Below are 18,958 nucleotides of genomic sequence, written 5' to 3'. Positions count from 1 at the left end.
GGGACTCCCTTGGGTTTCAGTGAACAGTTTGATGCCATCACCATTGAGCAGCTTCGCCGCGCCGGCGGACTGAAGTGGACCGCTTTTCCGGACCGGATCGGGTCCTTCGTGGCCGAGATGGATTTCGGCACCGCCCCCGCCGTTACCCGGGCGCTGGAGTCCGCCGTCGGGCGCGGACTGTTCGGCTACCTTCCCCGCTGGTTGCTGGACACGATGACGGCCGCCTGCGCCGGATGGCAGCGGGACGCGTACGGCTGGGACGTTCCGGCCGAGCGGATCAGGCCGCTGGCGGATGTGCTGGCAGGTTTCACGGCCGCCGTGGAGCATTTCAGCGCGCCCGGGAGCAAGATCATCCTCCCGACTCCCGCTTACATGCCGTTCCTCAAGGTTCCGGCCACCCTCAGCCGGGAGATCATCGAGCTGCCCATGCTCCCGTCCGCAGAGGGCTGGGCCTTCGACTACGACGGGCTGGACCGCGCCTTCGCTGCCGGCGGCGGGCTGCTGGTGATGTGCAACCCGCACAACCCGATCGGCAAGGTCTACACGGCCGACGAAATGGTCCGCATCAGCGCGGTCGTGGAGCAGCACGGCGGCAGGGTTTTTGCCGACGAGATCCACGCCCCGCTGGTGTACCCCGGGGCCCGGCACGTGCCGTACGCCTCGGTGTCCCCCGCCACCGCCGGGCACACCGTCACCGCGACCTCCGCCTCCAAGGCCTGGAACCTGCCCGGGCTGAAGACGGCGCAGCTGATCCTCTCCAACGACGCCGATGCCCGGCACTGGGCGGAGGTCGGGACGTTCGCCGAGCACGGCGCGAGCACCCTGGGCGTCGCCGCCAACGCGGCGGCCTTCGCCGACGGCGGACCCTGGCTGCAGGAGGTTATCAACTACCTCGACGGCAACCGCGGGTACCTCGCCGAGGCGCTCTCGGAGGTGCCGGGGATCGGGTACACCGCCCCCAGCGGAACCTACCTCGCGTGGCTTGACTGCCGGGCGCTTGACCTGGAACAGCCGCCGGCGGAGTTTTTCGCCGAGCGCGCCGGCGTCACCCTCACCGACGGTGCCGAATGCGGCCAAGCCGGCCGCGGTTTCGTGCGGCTGAACTTCGGCACGCCCAGGCCCGTCCTCGCGCAGACCCTGGACCGGATGCTGGAGGCGCTCACTGCGCGCTGACTTCGGCGCCGCCGCACGCATCCTAGGCCTACCCCTGCGGGGCCTCACGTTCGGCGGACTCGAGCTGCGCGACGAGCCGGCCAAGGGCGGGAAGGGCACGTTGGATGGAGGCCTGGTCCGGTGCGGCCAGGACGGCGAGCGCCGCCTCGAGCCGGGTTTCGTTGGCCTGGCGCCACCCCGCGAGGCTGCTGCGCCCGGCGTCGGTGATGGTGAGGACAACGGCGCGCCGGTCCTGCGCATCCGCCCCGCGCTCGACCAGCCCGGCAGATGTCATCTGCTGCACGAGCGTGCTGACGGTGTTGGTAGCCAACCGATGGCGCCTTGCCAGCTCGCTGATCCTGATCCCGGGCTCGTCGGTGAGCCGCTGCAGGATCTCCACCTGCGCCATCGGCAGCGACTCCCACGGGTAGTCGGAGCGCACGCTGGAACGGAGGACCCGGCGCAGGCGCGTGATGACGTCGGTGAGCTGCCATGCGGCCGAGGATGCGGGGGCGGGGTCTGCGGGGGTTGAGCCGGGCACCGTCCCAGTCTATGCAGCAGGAGCGGTAAAATAGTTCTGTGTCAGAACAACATGGCTGGAGACGCCTGCTCGCCGAGCCCGCCCGGCCCGAACGCATCCGCACCCACCCCGCAGCACCGTGGCTGGTGGTGGCCACGGTTTCCGTCGGCGCATTCATGGGCCAGCTCGACGCCAGCATAGTGACCCTGGCCGTTCCGGACATCCAGCGCGAATTGCACTCCGCGCTCGCCGCGGTGGAGTGGGTGGCCCTGGTCTACCTGCTGGTCCTCGTCGGCAGCCTGCCGGCAATCGGCCGGCTCGCGGACATGGCGGGACGCAAACTCTTCTACACCTACGGGTTCGGGCTGTTCACGGCCGCTTCCCTGGCCTGCGCGCTCGCCCCGGACCTGCGCTGGCTCCTTGCCGCCCGCGGCGTCCAGGCGCTCGGCGCCGCCATGCTGCAGGCCAACAGCGTGGCCCTGATCCGCACCAGTGTTCCGCGGCACCTGCTCGGACGCGCGATCGGGATCCAAGGCGCCGCCCAGGCAATCGGGCTGGCCCTCGGCCCGTCCGCCGGAGGCCTGCTGATCAGCCTCGGGGGCTGGCGCTGGGTGTTCCTCGTCAACCTGCCGGCGGGCATCCTGGGGCTTGCCCTGGGCTGGTTCCTGCTCCCGCGCACCCGGGTCTTCGCTCCGCGCACCCGGTTCGACTTTCCCGGTCTCGCTTTGCTGCTGCCCGCCCTGGCCGGGCTGCTGCTCGCCTTCTCGGAGGCCAGCCGGTCCGGCTTCGGATCGCCGCTTGTGCTGGGCCTGCTGGCCTTCGCCGTCGCCGCCCTCGCCGCTTTCATCGCGAGGCAGCGGCGCACGCCGTCGCCCCTTGTGGACCTCTCCCTGTTCCGCGCCCCCGGCTTCGGGCTGGGCCTGTCCTCCGGACTGCTGAGCTACCTCGTGCTCTTCGGCGTGCTTTTCGTGACCCCGCTGTACCTGCAGTCCGCCGCCGTCCTGCCGCCTGCTGCGGCTGGCATCCTGCTGACTGTCCTCCCTGTCGGCCTCGGCATCGCCGCCCCCTTCGGCGGCTTGCTTGCCGACCGGCACGGCCGACGGCTCCCCACGACGGCGGGGATGGCCCTCACCGCCGCCGGCCTCGCGCTGCACCTTGCGGCCGCAGGCAACCCCGTCGGAATGGCCGGCGCCCTTGCCGTTATTGGCGCCGGGCTGGGACTGTTCACGCCGGCGAACAACGCCTCGATCGCCTCCGCGGGCCACTCACACCAGGCCGGCATGGTCAGCGGCATCCTGAACATGACGCGGGGCATCGGCACCTCTCTCGGCGTGGCCGTGCCCGCTGCCGTCTACGCCCTCGCGGCGGGCGGCCGCGGGCACGGATTGTTCGACGCCGGGAGTGCCACAGCGGGCTTCAACGCCGCCGTCCTCCTCCTGGTGTTCCTCGCCCTCGCGGCCGGCGCCCTGGCTTATGCGGGCACCGGGCGGCACCGGAGCTGACCGTCAGTTGTCGGTGCCCAGGTCCGCCCCCATCGAAGCGGGCGGCTGCGGGAACTCCGCGGTGGAATACAGGGGCGCCACTTTGTTCATGTAGTGCTGCCACTGCGGGCCGGCGATGTACGCACCGTCCACCTGGCTGTAGAACTTCCCGTTGATCACGATGTCGCGCATCGGCCCGTTGTCCTGGTAGCCGCCGACCCACGACGCCGTCGCGAGGCCCGAGGTGTAACCCACCGTCCAGGTCTGGCTGGAGTAGTCGCTCGTGCCGGTCTTCGCACCCGCCGGCACGTCCAACGGAATCTGGTAGCCCGAGCCCTTCTTCAGCACGTCCTGCAGCGCCACGTCGACGCCGGCCGCGACGCCGGGGCTCATCGTCTGCTTGCAGCCGGCCGACGGCACCGGGTACTGCTTCTTGCGCGAATCCGTGATGCTTGTGATGGCCACGGGGGTGCAGTAGGTGCCCCCGCTGGCGAAAGTAGCATAGGCCGCGGCCATGGTCAGCGGGGATACGGCGTCCGAGCCGATGAAGTTGGCGGGGTTGAGCATGTCGACCGGCTTTCCGTTTTCGGCCAGATGCAGTCCGGCGGCGTCGGCCATCTTCTGGATGTCACACAGATCCAGCTGGGCGGCGGAGGCGAAAGTGGCCGTGTTGATCGACTGGTAGAGGCCGTAGAGGACGCTCATCGGGCGGTAGTAGCCGGGGACGTCGTTCTGCAGCGCGTCGTAGGGCGCGAAGTAGGCGCTGTCCGGGGCGCAGCTGGCCTTCCAGGGGTAGCCGGCCGGATAGTCGCGCCTGGACGCGTCGACGATCTCGTTCATCGAGTGACCGTCAGCGAGCCAGGCGGCAAAGGTGAACGGCTTCATGGTGGACCCCGGGGCGAAGCCGACGCCGCCTCCCATGTTCTGGTCCGCGGAGAGATTCAGCACGGTGCTGCCCTGCCCCGTGCCGTAGACGGTGTTCTGCGCCATCGCCAGGATCTTCCCTGTCCCCGGCTGCACTGTCACAAGCGCTGCACCCTTGCCGGAGGGATCGGTGGCGGGCACCGCGGCCTGGACCTGCTGTTGCGCGACGCGCTGCAGGCGCGGATCCAGCGTGGTGCGGATGGTCAGGCCCCCGCGCTGGAGGAGCTTCTCCCGCTCGGTCACATCAGTTCCGAAGGCGCTGCTGCCGGTGATGACGTGCTCGACATAGCTGCAGAAGTACGGGGCCATCGTCGAGGAAGCGCAGCCCTGTTTGGCCGGGGTGATGTGCAGGCTGATTTTGGAGGCGGCCGCCTTGTCGTGCTCGGCCTTGGTGATTTTGCCCTGTGCGAGCATCAGGCCCAGCACGGTGTTCCGGCGTGCCTTGGCTTCCGCGGGGTGGGTCACCGGGTCGAACAGTGCCGGGTTCTGCACCATGCCGGCCAGCAGCGCCGACTCGGGAAGGGTCAGGTCCTTGGCTTCGGTGCCGAAGTAGTAGCGGGCCGCGGCCTGGACGCCGTAAGCGTTGGCGTTGAAGAACACGATGTTCAGGTAGCGGTCGAGGATTTCATCCTTGCTGTACTTCTTCTCGACGCCGACGGCGAGGCGCGCCTCCTTGATCTTGTCGCTGAGGCCCCGGTCCGCGCCCAGGTTGATGTTGCCGGTGGTCCCGCTGGCGACGGCGGACTCAATCAGCACGTTCTTCACGTACTGCTGGGTCAGCGTCGAGGCGCCCTGCCGGTCCGGGTTGACCAGGTTGTTGAACCCGGCGCGGAGGATGCCTTGCATGTCCAGGGCGCCGTGCTCGTAGAAGCGGGCGTCCTCCGTGGCCACGATGGCCTTCTGCATGGACCGGGAAATCTTGTCCAGGGTCACCGGGACGCGGTTCTCGGTGTAGAACCGGGCCAGCACCGTTGTCCCGTCCGCCGCCAGCACCTTGGAGGACTGATCCAGCGGGGGCCCGGTCAGTTCGTCCGGGAGGCTGTTGAAAAGGTCCTGCGAATCCGACGCGAAGGCGCTGGTCAGGGCCGCTGCAGGCGTCAGCGCGCCGGCGAGGAGCGCGCCGCACAGGATGCTCGCGCTGATGAACGCAACCCACCGGTTTCCCCAGATCTTCCGCCCGGGGAGCACCAGCTTCCGTGCCTTCGGCTCCTCCGTCTTGGCGCGCGGCTCCGCCCCGTCCGTCCCGGTCACGTGTGCATCCCTTTCCCGCCGCCCATAGTCGGCTGTCTTCCATCCTTGCGGACGTCTCTGAGAATTTTCCAAGATCCAGCCGCCCCGGTCCTGCGGACCGTCCGCTTGACCCCCGTTCGCACCGAGCTTGGAGGCTAGCCTGATAATCTGCCGCTGATGACCACTGTCCCAGCCTCGGATCCGTTCCTGCCCTCCCCCACCGTGAGCGGGTTCCACCTCGGGCCCTTAACAATCCATTTCTACGCACTGTGCATCCTTGCGGGAATCGCGGCCGCCATTTGGCTGGCGGGCAGGCGCTGGAAGGAAAGAGGAGGGGCGGACGGGCTGGTCCTCGACGTCGCCGTGTGGGCGGTGCCGTTCGGCATCATCGGCGGTCGGATCTATCACGTTATCACCGACCCGGAGCTGTATTTTTTCCCCGGCAAGAACCCGTGGGACGCCTTCAAGATCTGGGACGGCGGTCTCGGCATCTGGGGCGCGGTCGCCCTCGGCGCGCTGGGCGCCTGGATAGGCTGCCGCCGGGCCGGAGTCTCCTTCATCGCCTTCGCTGACGCCATCGCTCCGGGTGTGCTGCTGGCCCAGGGCATTGGCCGCTGGGGCAACTGGTTCAACAACGAGCTTTACGGTGACCCGACGGACCTGCCCTGGAAGCTGCAGATCCACCAGATGGACCAGCAGGCGGCCCAAGCGGTCACCGACAGCGCCGGAAACCCGGTGGTGCTCGGCTACTTCCAGCCAACCTTCCTGTACGAGTCCCTGTGGTGCTTCGCCGCCACTGCGTTCATCCTGTGGCTGGACCGCAAGTACCGCCTGGGAGCCGGCAGCGTCTTCGCGCTCTACGCCGCGGCGTACACCGCTGGCCGCTTCGCCTTCGAACTGATGCGCTCGGACTACGCGAACCTCATCCTCGGCCTGCGCGTGAACACCTGGGTGTCCGGCCTGCTCTTCCTCGTGTCGGCAGCGCTCTTCGTCTGGCGGGTCCGCAAGCCCCGTTCCACGGCGGCAGGCGCTGGCGAAACCGAACCGATCCTTCCCGTGCAGGACGCCGGGGAACCGCATCAACCGACCAAGAAGGAATCTGCATGACCATCAACGGCATTCCGGTCCACCCGCTCATCGTGCACGGCGCGGTCGTGTTCGTCCCGCTGATGCTGCTCTTTGCCGCGCTGATCTTCGTCAAGCGGATCCGCAGGACGATGACGGTCCTCGCCGGCATCACCGGTGTCATCGCCTTCATCTTCGTGGTGCTGGCCCGGCAGAGCGGCGAGGGCCTGCAGGAATCGCTGCCGAGCAACCCGGCGATCACTGAGCACGCGGAGCTGGCCGGACCCATCGCTCCGCTGGTCTTCGCCGCCGGCGGCGTGCTTGCCGTGCTGGCGCTGCTGGAACTGCCCCGGCCGGCCTTCGTCGCGGACCTGAGGACCCGGCTGTTCGCCGCCCGGTGGGTGCAGCCGGCCGCCGTGGCCCTCGGCCTCGTGCTCGCCATCGCTGCGACGGTTCAGATCGTCCTGGTCGGGGACAGCGGCGCGATGGCGGTCTGGTCCACCCGCAGGTAGGGGCCGACCTGCCCTACCGGCAGGGCCGCCGCGTTCGTAGCATGAGGCATGGAAACCAAAGTGCTCAAAATCGTCTACACCTTCTTCCTCGGGGTGATGCTGGCCCTGTTCGTCGGCCTGGGCACTGACACGTTCTACCCGCCACCTGCGCAGCCATCGAATGTCTCCGTGTCCTCCAAGCCGACCGCCGAGGAGGAAGCAACGATGCAGCGGGCCTGGGAGGACTACCAGAAGGCCATGGAACCCTACAACCGCAACGTCTCGATCATTGCCGCCTCCTCCGCCGTCCTGCTGCTCGGCGCCAGTCTTCTCCTCGAGCGGCGGACCAATGTGCTGGCGAACGGGCTGATGCTCGGCGGCTTGTTCACCCTGGTGTACGGCGTCGGGCGCGGCTTCGCCTCCGGCGACTCGCGGACCACATTCATCACGGTGGCGGTGGGCCTCGCCGTCGTCATCTTCCTCGGCTACCGCCGCTTCGCGGGCCGTGGGGCCAAGCCCGGTGCCGCTCCGCCCGCCGCCGTCGCCTGAGGCCGGAGTGGCTGGCTGTCCCCTGCCGCCGGCATGGGATAAAACAAGAGCATGAGCGTACGCACTCCCGACCCCTACCCCGGCTGGCTTTCCGACGAGGACCTGTATGAAGCCCGGAACCGGCTGCCCATGATCTATGTGGAGGCCGTGCCGGTGCGCCTCGATCCGCTGGGATACGTCAACGAGGTGGGCCTGCTCCTGCAGGCGGATGAGGAAGGCTCAATGGTCCGCTCGCTGGTGTCCGGGCGCGTGCTCTACCGCGAGACCATCAGGGCGGCCCTGATCCGCCACCTCGAAAAGGACCTGGGTCCCTTCGCACTTCCGCAGCTGCCGGTAAGCCCTGTGCCCTTCACGGTGGCCGAGTACTTCCCCTCCCCTTCGCAGACGGGCTACACCGACGACCGGCAACACGCCGTCGCGCTGGCGTACATCATCCCCGTGACCGGCGACTGCAATCCCCGCCAGGACGCGCTGGAGCTGACGTGGATGAGCCCGGAGGAAGTGCTCAGTCCCGCGGTGCAAAGCGAATTTTCGGGCGGCCGCGGGGACCTGGTGCGCCAGGCACTCGCCTTCGCCGGGCTCTGCCGGTAGGCCCGCGCACGACGGCGGTCCCGGCAGCCCCCGCGGGCCGGCAGCGGCGCCCTCCTATACTGGATGGGTTAGGCAACAGGATGTAGAGGTTCCCACGTGACCGAAAATGCTGTGGACGCGGCGAGCAAGACCATCAGGGCCGACGAAATAAAGCCGGGCATCCGGGTGATGACCCCTGGGGGTGCTTCTTCGGCTCCGGTGCGGGAGATCCAGGTCCAGGACGACGACTTCGGCACCCCGGCCTTGGTGCTGGCCACGTTCGAGGACGATTCCAGCCTGCGCATCGCCGCAGGATCCATGATCCGGGTGGCAACCGGCGCCGGCCGGCCCGCAGATGTGCTCTTCAGCGTGCCCGAGCCCCCGGCCAACCCGCCGACAGCGGCTTCCCCGGCCCCCGTGGTTTCCCCTGAGGCAGGAGCCGGGGCGGAGCAGCAGCCTCCTGCCGAACTGGCGCTCATTCCCGCGCCCGAAGGCAACCCGGAGGACATCGTCGCGGAGGTGGCCGCGCGGCACCCCGCGGAGCGCTCGATCGAGGAGCTGGCGGACCGCCTCGCCAAGAGCGTCAACCTCAAGTCCGGCGCCTGCCTGAAGGACCTGCGCGACCTCGCCTACGCCCTCTACATCGACCTTGAGGACCCGGAAGGTGCACTCACGGTCGCCGACCTCCTGACGGTGCTGCCGTATGACGGCAACCCCGGCCGCTGGGCGTCCATCGAGGGCGCACTGGCCCTGGCGAGCTACATCACCGCCGAACAGGGCGAGCCCGAACGCTCGGCCGCCTACGACGCGTTGCTGCACGCCTCCGAGGAGCCCGAAGAGGACGCCTTCAAGGCCCGGATCAGCGCCCGGGTCCGGCAGCGCGCCCTGAACGAACCGAATCTGTATGACAAGGAAGTGTTCCGCTCCATCGACAACGGCGACCACGCCGCGGAACGGGACTGGCGGCTGCTCCGCCTCGGGCAGCTGCTGTTCCTGCGCGCGCACGGGGGGTCCCGGTCCTACACAGCCGAGGACCTGGCACGGCGGATCGGCAACGAACTGGCGGCCGTCCGGCGCTGAACGGGCAACGCTTGCTTCCTTCGGCCCACAGGACGGACGCGGGCCCGGTTAGTCGAAGCGGACGGCGTTCCACTCGAGGATTCGCGGGTCAGCGAGCCCCTCGGTAGTGAAGGGGTCGCCGGCGATGAATCGCTCGTCCCCGCGGGAAGCGCCTTCCCTCACGCGGGAGACCCCTGGAGCGCGGCGGGGCTCTCCGTGTCTGTCCGGTGGGTCTGCAGCCAGGACTCCGCCGCGGCCCGCGAGGTGAAGAACCGGTGCGGATATTCGGTGTGCCGGTTCATGGCAGCGGCAAGGACTTGATCAACGACGTTGGAACCGAGGACGGCGATCGCGCTGACAACTTTGGCCTGGGCGAACACGTAGCGCGCGGCCGGGCTGATCTCCACGTCGGTCATTTCGGACAGCATGGGCATGGGGCGTCCCTCGCTCGCCTGTGCGGCGGCACGGATGGCATCGCGTGCGTCCTCGACGTCAACCGCGCAGCCGGGGCGCCAGCGCGACTCAATGACCCCGTTTCGCACAATCAGGGTGTTCTTCCCGTTCGCGGCCCTCATCAGCGGTATCTCGCGCTCGCGGTCCTGAACCATGTCTCCCCCGGCTGGATGTTTGGGCGGCCCTTCCGGCGGCGCAACTCTCTTCGTAGTGTAGCGGCGCGTCTCACATGCTGGGCGGTTACCGGTAGCCGCCACGGTCCCTGCCGCGGCCTTGGGATGTCGTATTGCGCGTGGAAGCAACTATCATCCAGTCATGGTCAGAGCAGCAGTTCCCCAACGGGGCCAGTGAAGAACGTGGGTCCTGACCACGGCTTCCGACGGCTCTACGACGTTCCGGCGCGGCTGAGCCCGTCGCAACGGTTCGAGCATTGGCGGCACTGGTACGGCCAGGCGGTCGACACCCCCGTGCGGCTTGAAGCAACCGGGCCGGTTTCCCTCCGCTTCTCGCCCTCCGCCGCAAGCCTCACCGGGCCCGGCTTCAGCCTGATCGAGCTCCGCAACGGGCCCGCGGCCGGTTTCTGGGGCGCGAACCCGGACCTGAACGATCTGCGCCTGGCGTACTTCGTGAAGGCCCCGTCAGCGACTTACGACTTTTCCGGCGAACCGGCCCCGATCAGCGCGCCGCGGATCCGGTTCCTGGACCTCTCCCGTGACGGCGCGTTCCGTGCTCCGGCAGGGATGCACATCATTCAGCTCAACGTCGACAGGACCGGCATCGGAGTGGACGGCAAGGCCATGAAACGCTTGGCCGAGGTGGAGAACCTTATCCAACATCCCGTTCTGCGGTCCCTGCTGATGCCTGTCCTTCTGAACTGCAGAGCAGCAGGCATGGAAGCGCACGCGGCAGCTTCAGGTGCCGTCCTGCGCTCTGCCGTCACCGCGCTGGCATCCTCGTTACTCGCTGTTGCTGCGGAACCGGCGTCGCTTGAACCGGCGCGACGCCTCGCGGTCAGGGCCTATCTCGATCGAAGCTATGCCTCCGCGGACTTAAGCGCCGAGGCGATCGCCGAGCATTTCCACATCTCCCGGCGCACGCTGTTCAGCCTCTTCGAAGGCGAGGAGCTGGGCATAGGTGCGCGTCTGCGCGTCCTGCGGGCGGCACGGGCCCTGGAACTGCTCCTTGGACAGGAGTGGCGGCATCAGCCCGTTGACTGGATCGCCGCGCGCGCCGGCTTCTCCAACACCCAGGCTCTGCGCAGGGCGCTGAAGGAGACAACGGGCCTGGGGGTGCGGGAGCTGAGGGAAAACGCCTCCGTAATGGAGGGTCATCTGGGCCGCCTTCGCCAAACACTCCGGGCCTGAACGCCCAGTGCCTCCCCTGCGCCCGGGACTCTTGCTCGCTGAACAGCTCTCCGCCGCCGCCCGGTGGCCAAGACCTCCAGACCGGCTCACCGCGTTACAGGAGAGACCTCGGTCCCCCAATGATGACCGAGGTCCCTCCCGGCCCCAGGCATTCGCACTTTAGTTGCGGCAGAACGTTTCCGGTCCGGGAGAGCCCGCAGATCCGCGCGGAATGACCGAAGGAGCGGGAAGTCCTGCATCATCTGAACCTCGGCCGCCTACCGGGACCGCCGGGCCCGCCGGGGCCCATCGCCTCTGTTGGCGCCCCGCCGCGGATCCGTAACCTACGGTCATCGCGGCCGCCCTCAGACCGGACAGGGCGGCGTTCGGAAAGCTGGGGAGACCATGCGTGCTCATCGGATCCATGCCCGGAAGGTTCTCGTCTGCTTCTGCGTTCTCGCCGTTCCCCTGAGCGCATGCGGGCAAGGCGGCAGCCCGCCGTCGTCGTCCCGGCCGCCGACGGCCCCCGGCGGCAATCCGGCCTGTGATCTCATCACGCCGCAGATCGCCGCCACGGTGGACCCTGCCTTCAAGGACACGGGCCAGATCCAGACGGGCAAGCCGCCGGGCAGCCCCGCGTACCTTTGCGGCTACATGAGCAAATCCAAGGGCCTCAGCAACATATCCGTTGCGTTGATCTCGCCCGCGTCGTCCGCGCAGCTCGCCGAAACGAGGAGGACCCCTGACTGCTCGCCTGTGGCGGGCATAGGCGACTTCGCGTGCTTCCAATGGTCGGGATGGTTCCGCGGCGAGGGCGGCGGGGCATCGGCCAACACCATCCTCAAAGCGGTCCGCGGCACCGAATCCCTCGACCTGCGCTACCTGGTCCCTCCGCCCACGATCCCCGGGTCCACGACAACCGGGCCGCTCCCCGACGGCAACGCCGCCGCCCGCGCCCTGGCCCGGGCGGCGGTCGAGGCCGGGTGGGGCAACGGCAGTGCGCTCAGCGTCCCGTCGGCGCCCCCTGCGGGACCGCAGGCCGCCACAAACAACCCCGTGTGCAATTTCCTCAGCGCCGACGCGGTCAAACAGGCGTTCGGCGCGAAGACGCGGGCTCAGGTCCTTCCGGGCGAGGGCAGCTGCCGGTACACCTTCGGCGCGCCCGGCACGCCGGGGCCCGACTCGCTCATCTTCTCCATCGAATCCCACCCCGGCGGTGCCTCGCTGGTGTCCGGGCCAGTGCCGCCCGACGGCCGGAGGATCGAAGGCGTCGGAGACAGCGCGATCCTCGTCGTCCGGTCCGAGCCCGGCGGCCCGAAGTCCCTCCGGCCGCCCAGTGCCGTACCGCTCACGTACCTGTCCCTGATGGTGGCCCGCGGCCGGAACATGGCGATCTTCACCGCGCAAATCCTGATCTCCCCGACCGGTCCCACCGCCAGCCAGACCAGCGACCAGCTCATCGCCCTCGTCAAGGGAGCCGCATTCTGATCGAATGCGGCTCAGGTGGAGGGGACGCGGTTAAGCCGCGCGGCGCCGGTCGGGCAGGGCGAGGACGACGGCGATGCCGACGGCGGCACCGATGAGCGTCTCCAGGCCCCTGTCGAGCATGAGCGGTCCGGGGGCGGACGGGTGCGCCAGCTCGGTCATCAGCAGGGCCAGCGGGGTGATGAACAGCAGCGCCAGGCCATAGTGCCTGATCACGAACATTTCTGCTCCGAACTGCAGCAGCACCACGATCAGGATCAGCTGCCAGCCGCCGAAGTGCGGAACGAGCAGCAGCGCGGTCACCCCGATGCCCGCGAAGGTGCCCACGACGCGGCTGATGCCCCGGCTGATCCGGCTGCCCATGCTCGCGCCCGCCAACGGAATCGCCGCCGCGAGCATCGCCCAGTAGGTGTGGCCCAGCCCCGTGAGCAGCGCGAGCACCCCCGCCCCCAGCACGGCGAGCAGATAGCGCAGCGCATGGATCAGCTGAGCCCGGGTGCGCGCGTTGCCGCCCGCCGGCGGAAGCGGGCGACGCGCCGCCCAGACCCGGTGGCGGAGCCAGCCGGCGAAACCGATCACGACGGAGAGCAGCAGGGACGCCAGGCAGGCGGCCGCGGCCTGCCACGCCGGGGCCGAGAGCGGGATGGAGGCGCAGGCGGCGAGCGCGAACAGGGCAAAGAACGGACCCGACGGCCGCAGCCGCAGCGCGTCCGCCAGGAGCGAGTCAGCGGCCGTGGCGACGGCGATCACGCAGACCAACGCCCATGGGCCCGGGTGCGCCAGAGAGAGGCCGATTCCAGCCAGGACGTTGGCCAGCAGCAGCGACCCGGCCCGCAGTTGGTGTCCGAGCCTGCGCTGATGGGTTTCACCCCGGCCGTAGATCCCGGTGAAGGCGCCGAAGATCGCGTAGATCGCCAAGTCCGTGCGGTCAATCGCCAGCAGCGTCAGCAGCGGAACAGCCACGCCGATCGCCACGCGCAGGGCGGGCAGATGGTCACGGTTCGCCGGCCCCACCCGGAAGTACTCCCGGATATGCCCTGCTGCTGCGCTCATGCTTCCACCGCTGTTCTCTCTGGTGCTTCGACGGCGCTGTCCCTTCGTTCCCAGCTTAGGGCGGCCCGGCCGGCAGCAGGCGCGCGGGCGGCCCCGGTGTTGCCGGAATCACGCGGTCACCGGCCCACACACAGCGAAGCGGGCGGCGAGGGACGCCGCCCGCTTCACTGTCTGCGCCTCCGGTTCAGAGCGTGGCGCCTCCGGCTTCGCTCAGCGGGTACTCGCGCTCCAGCTGGGCCACCTTCGGATCGTTTTCGTCCGCGCCGTAGTCCGAGATGCGGGTGATGTCGCGCCCGTCGGCCAGTTTCATCGCCCGGAACACCAGCGTCAGCACGGCGGCCACCAGCAGGTTGATCACGAACGCGACGATCGCGATGTACACCTGGATGTTGGTCCCCGGGATGGCCGCCACCGAACCGCCGAAGTGGGCTTTGGTGGCCGGGTTCACCACGTTGTACGCGGCGATGGTGCCGTAGAGGATGCCGGCGGCCCACCCGGCGAACAGGGCCCAGCGGTGGAACCAGCGGGTGTACAGACCGGCGACGATTGCGGGGAAGGTCTGCAGGATCCAGATGCCGCCCAGCAGCTGCATGTTGATGGCCGCCGACTGGTCCATTCCGATGACGAAGACCAGGGCGCCGAACTTGACCACCAGGGAAGCGATCTTGGAGACCTTCGCCTCCTGCCGCGGGTCGGCGTCCGGCCGGATCAGGTCCCGGTAGATGTTGCGGGTGAAGAGGTTGGCGGCGGCAATCGACATGATGGCTGCGGGGACGAGGGCGCCGATGGCAATGGCGGCGAGCGCGACCCCGGCGAACCAGGCCGGGAAATGGTCGAGGAAGAGCTGCGGCACCACCAGCTGCGGATTGACCGTTCCGTTCAGGTCAATGGGCTTGGTGCCGGCCGAGATGGCGACGTAGCCCAGCAGCGCCAGGAAGCCGAGCATCAGCGAGTACAGCGGCAGCACCGCCGCATTCTTGCGGATGGTGTTCCGGCTCTTGGTCGCCAGCACGCCCGTGATCGAGTGCGGGTACATGAACAGTGCCAGGGCCGAGCCCAGCGCCAGCGTCCAGTACGCAGAGTAGCTGGTGGCACCGGGGATGAACACGCCCGCCGGCTTGCCCGTCGCCTGGCTCACGGTACCGAGCTTCGCCTGGGCCGCACCGAAGATGTTGTCCCATCCGCCGAACTTGATCGGCAGGTAGATGACGGCCACGATCACCGCCAGATAGATCAGCAGGTCCTTGACGACGGCGATCAGCGCCGGCGCGCGCAGACCGGAGGTGTAGGTGTAGGCCGCCAGCACCACGAAGGCGATGATGAGCGGAAGGTCCGTCAGCAGCGCGTTCTGGGCGCTTCCCAGGCCGAGCACGGTCAGGACCGACTTGATGCCCACCAGCTGCAGCGCGATGTACGGCATCGTGGCGACGATGCCCGTGACCGCGACGGCGACGGTGAGCACCCGGCTGCCGTAGCGGCCGCCGACGAAGTCTGCCGGTGTCACGAAACCGTGCCGGTGCGAGACGGACCAGAGCCGGCTCATCAGCAGGAAGACGATCGGGTAGAGCACGATGGTGTAAGGAACAGCGAAGAACCCGCTGACGGCGCCGGTGGCCCACATGGCGGCTGGGACGGCGACGAAGGTGTAGGCAGTGTAGAGGTCCCCGCCGAGCAGGAACCACGTCACCCAGGTGCCGAAGCCACGGCCACCCAGGCCCCACTCGTCAAGGCTGTGCAGGCCGGTCTTCTCCCCGGCCCGCCACCTGGCTGCCAGGAAGCCCATCGCGGCCACCACGAGGAAAAGAATGATCACGACCGTGAGCGCGACCCCGTTGACGGGCCGGTCAGGTGCTGCCATCGGCAGGAGAACAGCGCTCATCGGTCCTGCTCCTCGGTCCGTACGCCCCGCACGGCTTCCCGGCGGCGGCGGTCTTCCTTCGTGACCAGGCGGTAGGAGATGCCCACCAGCGCCGCAGTGATGGGAACCCACAGCATCTGGTACCAGTAGAAGAACGGGATGCCCGCCAGCCGCGGGTTGTCGCTCGCGTAGGCGGGGACGAACAACGGCACCAGGATGGAGATGGCCAGCAGCACGCCGGCAATCACATACGGGCCGGACCTCGCCGGGCCCCTGGTGGGTACATCAGGACTGGACATGGACGCCTCCTCGCTGAGACGGCCCCCCGGACCGGGGAGGGTTCCCAGGAGCTGCCGGGCGGCCTGACGGACCGCGCACCGCTCCGGCCCATGATCAGAATAAACACTTGACATACTCTCCGGTAGGGCATTTCCATCCGGGCTGGGCGGCGTGTCTTTTGCTGGCAGACTGTAACGGTGCCGCAGTCAGACTTTTCCTTCACCGTGGGCAAGCGCCTCAGCGAGACCGCCAGCCCCTCGCCGTCGGCCGTGGACGCGAACGGCGGCGCGTTCCTCGGCCGCACCGGAACCATCACCACCCCCCACGGGCAGATCCAAACACCGGCATTCATCGCGGTCGGCACCAAGGCCACGGTCAAGGCCGTGCTGGTCGATTCGATGAAGGAACTCGGCGCACAAGCCCTGCTGGCCAACGCGTACCACCTGTACCTGCAGCCGGGCGCGGACATTGTGGACGAGGCGGGCGGCCTGGGCCGATTCATGAACTGGCAGGGGCCCACCTTCACCGATTCCGGCGGGTTCCAGGTGATGTCGCTCGGGTCCGGGTTCAAGAAAGTCATTGACATGGGCTCGGTGGCGCAGGGCGGGGCCGATGACGACGTCGCGGCCGGCAAGGAGCGCCTGGCCCACGTTGACGACGACGGCGTTTGGTTCAAGTCCCATCTCAACGGCGACCGGCACCGCTTCACTCCGGAGATCTCGATGCAGGTCCAGCACCAGTTGGGCGCCGACATCATGTTCGCCTTCGATGAGCTGACCACGCTGCACAACTCGCGGGCCTATCAGGTCGAGTCGCTCGAGCGCACCCGGCGCTGGGCCGAGCGCTGCCTCGCCGAGCACCGCAGGCTCACCGCCGAGCGCTCGCACCGGCCGTACCAGGCGCTGTTCGGCGTCATCCAGGGCGCACAGTACGAGGACCTGCGGCGCACTGCCTGCCGGGACCTGGGCGCGATGGACTTCGACGGATACGGCATCGGCGGGGCGCTGGAGAAGGAGAACCTCGGCACCATCGTGCGCTGGTGCAATGAGGAGCTGCCCGAGGACCGGCCCCGGCATCTGCTGGGGATCTCCGAGCCGGACGACATCTTCACCGCGCTGGAGAACGGCGCGGACACCTTCGACTGCGTCTCCCCCACCCGCGTGGCCCGCAACACCGCCGTCTACTCCCCGGACGGCCGGTTCAACCTCGCCGGCTCGCGGTTCAAACGGGACTTTTCGCCCATCTTCGAGGGCTGCGACTGCTACGCCTGCGCCAACTACACCCGCGCCTACCTGCACCACCTGTTCAAGGCAAAAGAGATGGTCGCTGCCACTCTGGCCTCGATCCACAACGAGCGTTTCATCGTCAAGCTGGTGGACGACGCGCGGCTGGCGATCGAGGACGGCACCTTCTTCGAGTTCAAGGCCGAGTTCCTGGGCCGCTACTACTCCGGCAACACCCCCTGAGTGCCGCCGGAGCAGCAGCCTAACTGGCGCCGGCGTCCCGCGCGCTTCCAATGTCCGGTTCGCCGGGCGCCTCGGTTTCCAGTCCGCTCGGATCATTGAGCGAGTTGGCGAAGGCGCTGGTCGGCCGCTCGCCGTCGAGGCCGGAGGACAGGTCCGCCCCGCTGCCGCCGTCGGCTGTTCCTGCCTCGCGCGTCCGGCCGGTGTTCCCATCCCCGTCGGGCTGCTGGTCTTCCCCGGCACGCCGAAGCTGCTCTTCCGCGGCCCGGGGCCGGCCCAGTTCCTCCGACCGCTCCTGCTCCTCGCCGGGGACCACCTCGCCCTGGTCGGCCCGGCCGTGCGTGTCGTAGTGCTCCGAGTTGCGCGCCTCGCTGCTGCTCGCCGCCAGATCTTCCACGGCCGCTTCCGCAGCCCGCTTGATGCCGTCACCAATAGCCATGACCTTGACCTCCTGGGATCTTTCGAAGTTCCTGGAGCACTAAATCCTAAGCCTGCTTACCTTATTTGGAAAGCGCCGGCTCGGCTTCCGGCTCCTGCGGCCGGCCGTACGCATGGCCCTGTTCGGCGTCGAGGTAGGTGGCGCTCTTGTTGGAGAAGGCCCAGATGTAGACGGCCAGCGACACCGCAATGCAGACGATCACGTAGACATAGAAGCCTTCGTTGTTGTGGGCGTCCTTGAACGCCTGGCCGACATAGGGCGCAGTGCCGCCGAACAGCGCGTTGGCCAGCCCGTAGCCCAGGCCGACACCAAGGGCCCGGATGCTGCTGGGAAACAGCTCGGCCTTCACGAGGGCGTTGATCGACGTATAACCGAGCACGATCAGCAGGGCCGCCATCATCAGGAGGAAGGCGACGAAGGGGTTGCTGTTGGTGTAGATGGCGGCCAGGATCGGCCAGGTGAAGACGGCGCCGGCAATGCCGAACCAGATCAGCAGCGGCTTGCGGCCGATCCGGTCCGAGAGCGCGCCGTAGACCGGCTGCAGGATCATGAACAGGAACAACGCACAGAAGTTGATGAGCGTGACGACCTTCTTGTCCGGGATCCCGTGGCTCATCCACGACTGCATGAACGTTGTGTAGGTGTAGAACGACACCGTTCCGCCCAGGGTCAGGCCGAACACCACCAGGAAGGGCTTCCAGTGCCGGGCGAGCAGCCGGAAGGTGCCCGGGGCGGCCTCCCCCTTGGCGGCGCTGCGCGCGGCGTGCATCTGCTCCGCGGGGACGGTCTCCGCCATGCTGCGGCGCAGCCAAAGCACCGTGAGCGCGGCAGCCGCCCCGATCGCGAACGGAATGCGCCAACCCCAGCTCTTCAGGTCCCCTTCCGAGAGGGTGTTCTGCAGCAGGATCTGCACCAGCAGCGCAAGGACCTGGCCCGACACGAGGGTCACGTACTGGAAGCTGGAGTAGAAGCCGCGGCGTCCCCGGGTGGCGGCCTCGGACATGTAGGTCGCGCTGGTTCCGTACTCGCCGCCGACCGAGAAGCCCTGCACGGCGCGGGCCAGGAAAACCAGCGCCGGGGAGCCAAGGCCGACGACGGCGTAGGAGGGCACCAGCGCCATCAGCAATGAGCCTGCGGCCATCAGCAGGATGCTCAGGGTCAGCGCCGCGCGCCGGCCGCGCCGATCGGCGTAGCGCCCGAAGAACCAGCTGCCCACGGGACGGAACAGGAAGCCGGCAGCGAAGACGCTGTAGGCGTCGAGCAGGCTGGAGGCTTCATCGTGCTTGTTGAAGACCGCGGCGCCGAAGTAGGCGGCGAATACGGTGAAGCTGTAGAAGTCGAACCATTCCACCAGGTTGCCAAGCGAACCCTTCAGGATGTTCCCGACAACCGTCCTGCTGCGGGCTTCTTCGGTCAGTGCGCTCATCGTCCCATCCCCCTCCGGGCGTCCTTGGCCGGCTCGGAACGCCGCCGCTGGACAGGCTATGCCTGCCGGATGACCCATGACAAATCTTGTCAACTTCAAGCAACAAGGTTTGAAAACG

General features: G+C 68.4%; 18 protein-coding genes. 10 read left to right on the top strand and 8 right to left on the bottom strand.

What is annotated here, in order from left to right:
* Nucleotides 1-9: 9 nt before the first annotated feature.
* Complete coding sequence (locus tag KIH31_RS12890; RefSeq protein ID WP_250545937.1) at nt 10-1,173, top strand: MalY/PatB family protein; 1,164 nt, start codon at nt 10-12, stop codon at nt 1,171-1,173.
* Nucleotides 1,174-1,201: 28 nt separating this feature from the next.
* Here KIH31_RS12890 and KIH31_RS12885 read toward each other — a convergent pair whose 3' ends face one another.
* Nucleotides 1,202-1,693 (bottom strand): MarR family transcriptional regulator, encoded by a 492-nt coding sequence (locus KIH31_RS12885; RefSeq protein WP_214427533.1) that lies wholly within the window; start codon nt 1,691-1,693, stop codon nt 1,202-1,204.
* A gap of 38 nt (nt 1,694-1,731) precedes the next feature.
* On the opposite strand from KIH31_RS12885, the gene KIH31_RS12880 reads away from it, so the two are divergent.
* A complete protein-coding gene (locus KIH31_RS12880) occupies nt 1,732-3,174 on the top strand; it encodes an MFS transporter (RefSeq protein WP_214427532.1) in 1,443 nt (480 codons plus the stop codon).
* A 3-nt stretch (nt 3,175-3,177) separates the two neighbouring features.
* Here KIH31_RS12880 and KIH31_RS12875 read toward each other — a convergent pair whose 3' ends face one another.
* Nucleotides 3,178-5,328, bottom strand: coding sequence for a transglycosylase domain-containing protein (locus KIH31_RS12875; RefSeq protein ID WP_307857641.1), 2,151 nt, complete (start codon nt 5,326-5,328; stop codon nt 3,178-3,180).
* A 156-nt stretch (nt 5,329-5,484) separates the two neighbouring features.
* On the opposite strand from KIH31_RS12875, the gene lgt reads away from it, so the two are divergent.
* From lgt to KIH31_RS12850, 5 genes are all read left to right on the top strand, one after another.
* Nucleotides 5,485-6,414 (top strand): prolipoprotein diacylglyceryl transferase, encoded by a 930-nt coding sequence (lgt, locus tag KIH31_RS12870; RefSeq protein WP_214427531.1) that lies wholly within the window; start codon nt 5,485-5,487, stop codon nt 6,412-6,414.
* Nucleotides 6,411-6,884, top strand: coding sequence for a DUF2231 domain-containing protein (locus KIH31_RS12865; RefSeq protein ID WP_214427530.1), 474 nt, complete (start codon nt 6,411-6,413; stop codon nt 6,882-6,884). The genes lgt and KIH31_RS12865 overlap by 4 nt, the downstream gene beginning before the upstream one ends.
* A 48-nt stretch (nt 6,885-6,932) precedes the next feature.
* Nucleotides 6,933-7,412 carry a hypothetical protein gene (locus KIH31_RS12860; RefSeq protein WP_214427529.1) on the top strand — a complete coding sequence of 160 codons (480 nt, stop codon included), beginning with the start codon at nt 6,933-6,935 and terminating at the stop codon, nt 7,410-7,412.
* Nucleotides 7,413-7,463: 51 nt separating this feature from the next.
* Nucleotides 7,464-8,003, top strand: coding sequence for an NUDIX hydrolase family protein (locus tag KIH31_RS12855; RefSeq protein ID WP_214427528.1), 540 nt, complete (start codon nt 7,464-7,466; stop codon nt 8,001-8,003).
* A 96-nt stretch (nt 8,004-8,099) separates the two neighbouring features.
* A complete protein-coding gene (locus KIH31_RS12850; RefSeq protein WP_214427527.1) occupies nt 8,100-9,062 on the top strand; it encodes a DUF6707 family protein in 963 nt (320 codons plus the stop codon).
* A 158-nt stretch (nt 9,063-9,220) separates the two neighbouring features.
* Here KIH31_RS12850 and KIH31_RS12845 read toward each other — a convergent pair whose 3' ends face one another.
* A complete protein-coding gene (locus KIH31_RS12845; protein ID WP_250545936.1) occupies nt 9,221-9,649 on the bottom strand; it encodes an STAS/SEC14 domain-containing protein in 429 nt (142 codons plus the stop codon).
* A 201-nt stretch (nt 9,650-9,850) separates the two neighbouring features.
* Here KIH31_RS12845 and KIH31_RS18410 point away from each other — a divergent pair, with 201 nt between their 5' ends.
* On the top strand, nt 9,851-10,858 hold the full coding sequence (locus KIH31_RS18410; RefSeq protein ID WP_214427526.1) for a helix-turn-helix domain-containing protein: 1,008 nt from the start codon (nt 9,851-9,853) through the stop codon (nt 10,856-10,858).
* Nucleotides 10,859-11,242: 384 nt separating this feature from the next.
* Nucleotides 11,243-12,325, top strand: a complete 1,083-nt coding sequence (locus KIH31_RS12835; protein ID WP_250545935.1) for a hypothetical protein — start codon at nt 11,243-11,245, stop codon at nt 12,323-12,325.
* A gap of 30 nt (nt 12,326-12,355) precedes the next feature.
* On the opposite strand, the gene KIH31_RS12830 is transcribed toward KIH31_RS12835, so the two are convergent.
* The 3 genes from KIH31_RS12830 to KIH31_RS12820 all read right to left on the bottom strand — a co-directional run bounded on the left by KIH31_RS12830 (nt 12,356) and on the right by KIH31_RS12820 (nt 15,532).
* A complete protein-coding gene (locus KIH31_RS12830; protein WP_214427525.1) occupies nt 12,356-13,375 on the bottom strand; it encodes an FUSC family protein in 1,020 nt (339 codons plus the stop codon).
* Nucleotides 13,376-13,559: 184 nt separating this feature from the next.
* Nucleotides 13,560-15,254, bottom strand: coding sequence for a monocarboxylate uptake permease MctP (gene mctP, locus KIH31_RS12825; protein WP_214427524.1), 1,695 nt, complete (start codon nt 15,252-15,254; stop codon nt 13,560-13,562).
* Entirely contained in the window at nt 15,251-15,532 is a 282-nt protein-coding gene (locus tag KIH31_RS12820; protein ID WP_214427523.1) for a DUF3311 domain-containing protein, read from the bottom strand. Before KIH31_RS12820 ends, mctP begins: the two co-directional genes overlap by 4 nt.
* Before the next feature lie 177 nt (nt 15,533-15,709).
* On the opposite strand from KIH31_RS12820, the gene tgt reads away from it, so the two are divergent.
* Nucleotides 15,710-16,978: a tRNA guanosine(34) transglycosylase Tgt gene (gene tgt, locus KIH31_RS12815; protein WP_307857640.1), complete on the top strand. Its 1,269-nt coding sequence runs from the start codon at nt 15,710-15,712 to the stop codon at nt 16,976-16,978.
* A 19-nt stretch (nt 16,979-16,997) separates the two neighbouring features.
* Here tgt and KIH31_RS12810 read toward each other — a convergent pair whose 3' ends face one another.
* Both KIH31_RS12810 and KIH31_RS12805 read right to left on the bottom strand, forming a co-directional pair.
* On the bottom strand, nt 16,998-17,414 hold the full coding sequence (locus KIH31_RS12810; protein WP_214427522.1) for a hypothetical protein: 417 nt from the start codon (nt 17,412-17,414) through the stop codon (nt 16,998-17,000).
* Nucleotides 17,415-17,475: 61 nt separating this feature from the next.
* Nucleotides 17,476-18,840 carry an MFS transporter gene (locus KIH31_RS12805; protein WP_214427521.1) on the bottom strand — a complete coding sequence of 455 codons (1,365 nt, stop codon included), beginning with the start codon at nt 18,838-18,840 and terminating at the stop codon, nt 17,476-17,478.
* Nucleotides 18,841-18,958: the final 118 nt, after the last annotated feature.

This window comes from Paenarthrobacter sp. DKR-5 (assembly GCF_018531425.1).
Lineage (GTDB): Bacteria > Actinomycetota > Actinomycetes > Actinomycetales > Micrococcaceae > DKR-5.
Note: the sequence above shows the minus strand (reverse complement) of the source record. Positions and strands in the feature narration are given on the sequence as shown.

Excerpts from the sequence above, each read along its gene's own strand:
- lgt (WP_214427531.1), top strand. The coding sequence starts at position 5,485 with ATGACCACTGTCCCAGCCTCGGATCCGTTCCTGCCCTCCCCCACCGTG.
- KIH31_RS12865 (WP_214427530.1), top strand. The coding sequence starts at position 6,411 with ATGACCATCAACGGCATTCCGGTCCACCCGCTCATCGTGCACGGCGCG.
- KIH31_RS12860 (WP_214427529.1), top strand. The coding sequence starts at position 6,933 with ATGGAAACCAAAGTGCTCAAAATCGTCTACACCTTCTTCCTCGGGGTG.
- KIH31_RS12855 (WP_214427528.1), top strand. The coding sequence starts at position 7,464 with ATGAGCGTACGCACTCCCGACCCCTACCCCGGCTGGCTTTCCGACGAG.
- KIH31_RS12845 (WP_250545936.1), bottom strand. The coding sequence starts at position 9,649 with ATGGTTCAGGACCGCGAGCGCGAGATACCGCTGATGAGGGCCGCGAAC.
- KIH31_RS12835 (WP_250545935.1), top strand. The coding sequence starts at position 11,243 with ATGCGTGCTCATCGGATCCATGCCCGGAAGGTTCTCGTCTGCTTCTGC.
- KIH31_RS12830 (WP_214427525.1), bottom strand. The coding sequence starts at position 13,375 with ATGAGCGCAGCAGCAGGGCATATCCGGGAGTACTTCCGGGTGGGGCCG.
- mctP (WP_214427524.1), bottom strand. The coding sequence starts at position 15,254 with ATGAGCGCTGTTCTCCTGCCGATGGCAGCACCTGACCGGCCCGTCAAC.
- KIH31_RS12820 (WP_214427523.1), bottom strand. The coding sequence starts at position 15,532 with ATGTCCAGTCCTGATGTACCCACCAGGGGCCCGGCGAGGTCCGGCCCG.
- KIH31_RS12810 (WP_214427522.1), bottom strand. The coding sequence starts at position 17,414 with ATGGCTATTGGTGACGGCATCAAGCGGGCTGCGGAAGCGGCCGTGGAA.
- KIH31_RS12805 (WP_214427521.1), bottom strand. The coding sequence starts at position 18,840 with ATGAGCGCACTGACCGAAGAAGCCCGCAGCAGGACGGTTGTCGGGAAC.